Annotated in this window: 2 protein-coding genes; both read right to left on the bottom strand. The window is 71.7% G+C overall.

All coding sequences use genetic code 11. The features are described 5' to 3' along the window. Positions 1-852, bottom strand: an 852-nt coding sequence (locus N4P33_RS34885; protein WP_260830922.1) for a hypothetical protein, incomplete at its 3' end; no start/stop codon positions are given. A 119-nt stretch (positions 853-971) separates the two neighbouring features. After that, a partial coding sequence (locus tag N4P33_RS34880; RefSeq protein WP_260830921.1) for an acyltransferase occupies positions 972-2,118 on the bottom strand: 1,147 nt, incomplete at its 5' end.

Raw genomic sequence — 2,118 nt, 5'->3', positions numbered from 1 at the left:
CTGTTGCTGGGCGTAGGGCTGGGGCGGCGGGGCGGGGGTGCCGTACGGCTGCTGCGCCGGCTGCTGGGGGTAGGCCGGGGCGGGCGGCTGCGGCTGGCCGTACTGCTGCTGCGGCGGCTGCTGAGGGTAGGCCGGGGCGGGCGGCGCGGGCGGCCGGCCGTACTGGGGTTGGGGCTGCGGGTACGGCTGCTGCTGAGGCTGCGCGTACCCCTGAGGCTGCGGGTACGGCTGTTGCTGGGCGAAGGGGTTGCCGTGCCCCGGGAGGTGGCCGCCCGGGGGGAGATAGCGCACCCGGCCGGTTTCGTCGGCGAGCTGGGTGAAGCCGGCGGCCTGGAGGCGGGCCGCGTACTTGGCGTTGCGTCGGCGGGTGACGACGAAGCCGACGGCGAGGAGGCCCATGAGGGCGGCCCAGAGGATGCCGCCCACGAGCAGGCCGCCGTCCCCGCCCTGCACGGCGGCGATCACACAGCCCACGGTGACGCCGAGCGCCCCGTACAGCATCCGCTTCTCGGCGCTCTTGCCGGTGAGGTCGAAGTTGATGCGGGCCTTGAGCAGTTCCAGCGCGTCCGGCACGAAGGGCGGCAGCGAGACCCCGTCGCCGGCGTTCGGGTACTGCGCCCAGTTCTGCGCGGCCCGCGTGCGGGCGTGGGGCGAGGGGTCCGGCACGATCAGCATGATGAGCTGGCTGTTGTTGGCCCCGCCCTGCCGTACGTCGGCGTACTCGTACCCGAACTGCTGGGCGACGAAGGCGAGCTTGGCGAGTTTCTTCACGGACGCCATGGCGCTGGTGACCTCCACCGGCTCACCGCTCGCCATCAGCCGCAGCATCTTCTGTATCTGCCGCTTGCTCATCCGCACCCACTCCCGCTCGCCACGCCAGTCCCCTGGTTCACATCAGCAACCGGGGCAGTCTCGCACGCGTGTAGGTCAGGCGGAACCGGTGCTCTGCGCCATCTGCTGTCTGCGATCTGCTATTTGCTCGGCCACAGGCGGGGCTTCCGCCGGGCCGCCAGGTCCTCCGCCCAGCCGAAGGTGACCACACAGCCGGCGAGCAGCATCCACACCAGCAGCAGGACCGGCCAGGAACTCTCCAGCAGCCAGGGGACGTTCAGCTCCAGGACGGGGAAGCCCCAGAGGCGGTCGTAGAGGGTGGCGGCGACCAGGATGCAGACGTTGTGCCACAGATAGATCGTCACCGCCCGGGAGTTGAGGAGGGTGATCAGGCGGTCCCAGCGGCGCAGGTGGCGCGGCCACTCGGTCCAGGACGGGCTGAGGTGCAGCAGGAGCAGGACGGTGCCGAAGGACCACAGTGCCTGGGCGAAGGGGATGGAGTCCAGGTCGTGGCCGGCGCGGAAGCCCTGGTGGAAGGCGTACCAGAGGCCGACGCAGGCGATGATCGGCGCGATCGACGGCACGATGTACTGCGGGATGCGCCGGAACACGCCCTGCTGGTACGCCATGCCGAGGATCCAGCAGGCGCCGAAGGTGCTGAAGTCGGTGACCGCGGAGTCGATCCGCTCGGTGGGGACGGTGAGCCACCCGAACTGCAGGACGCCGGACAGCACCAGCGGCGCGGCGAGTGTCACCCAGGGCTGTGCTCGCAGCGCCTTCAGCAGCAGCGGGGAGAGCAGGACGAACCACAGGTAGGCGCGGATGTACCAGAGCGGCCCGGCGAGTTCCGCGGCCCAGTCCTCGCCGAGGTAGCCCTGGATCCCGGCGACGCCCTCGGCGTAGGGCGGGTCGCTCAGCGGCAGGACCCAGTAGGTGAGGTGGAACCACCACCAGCCGGGGTGGCCCTCGTCGTCCGGGGTCCAGCCCTGGGCCAGCATGCCGGTGACACCGATCGCGCCGAGCAGCCACAGCGGGGGCAGCAGACGGCGCATCCTGCCGCGTACGACCTGGACGGCGGGCCGCTTGAGGGAGCGGGCCATGAGATTGCCGGCCAGGGCGAACATCACGCCCATGGAGGGGAAGACGACGGGCAGCCAGGCCCAGCCCATCAGGTGGTAGAGGACGACGCGGAACAGCGCGATCGCGCGCAGCAGGTCGAAGTACCGGTCCCGGGCGGGCGGTTGGGCGGCCGGGGCGGAGGCCGGGGCGGCTGGGGCAGGGGGTGGG

The organism is Streptomyces sp. 15-116A (assembly GCF_025290915.1).
In the GTDB taxonomy this organism is placed as follows: Bacteria; Actinomycetota; Actinomycetes; order Streptomycetales; family Streptomycetaceae; genus Streptomyces.
This window is presented reverse-complemented; position numbering and strand designations above follow the sequence as displayed.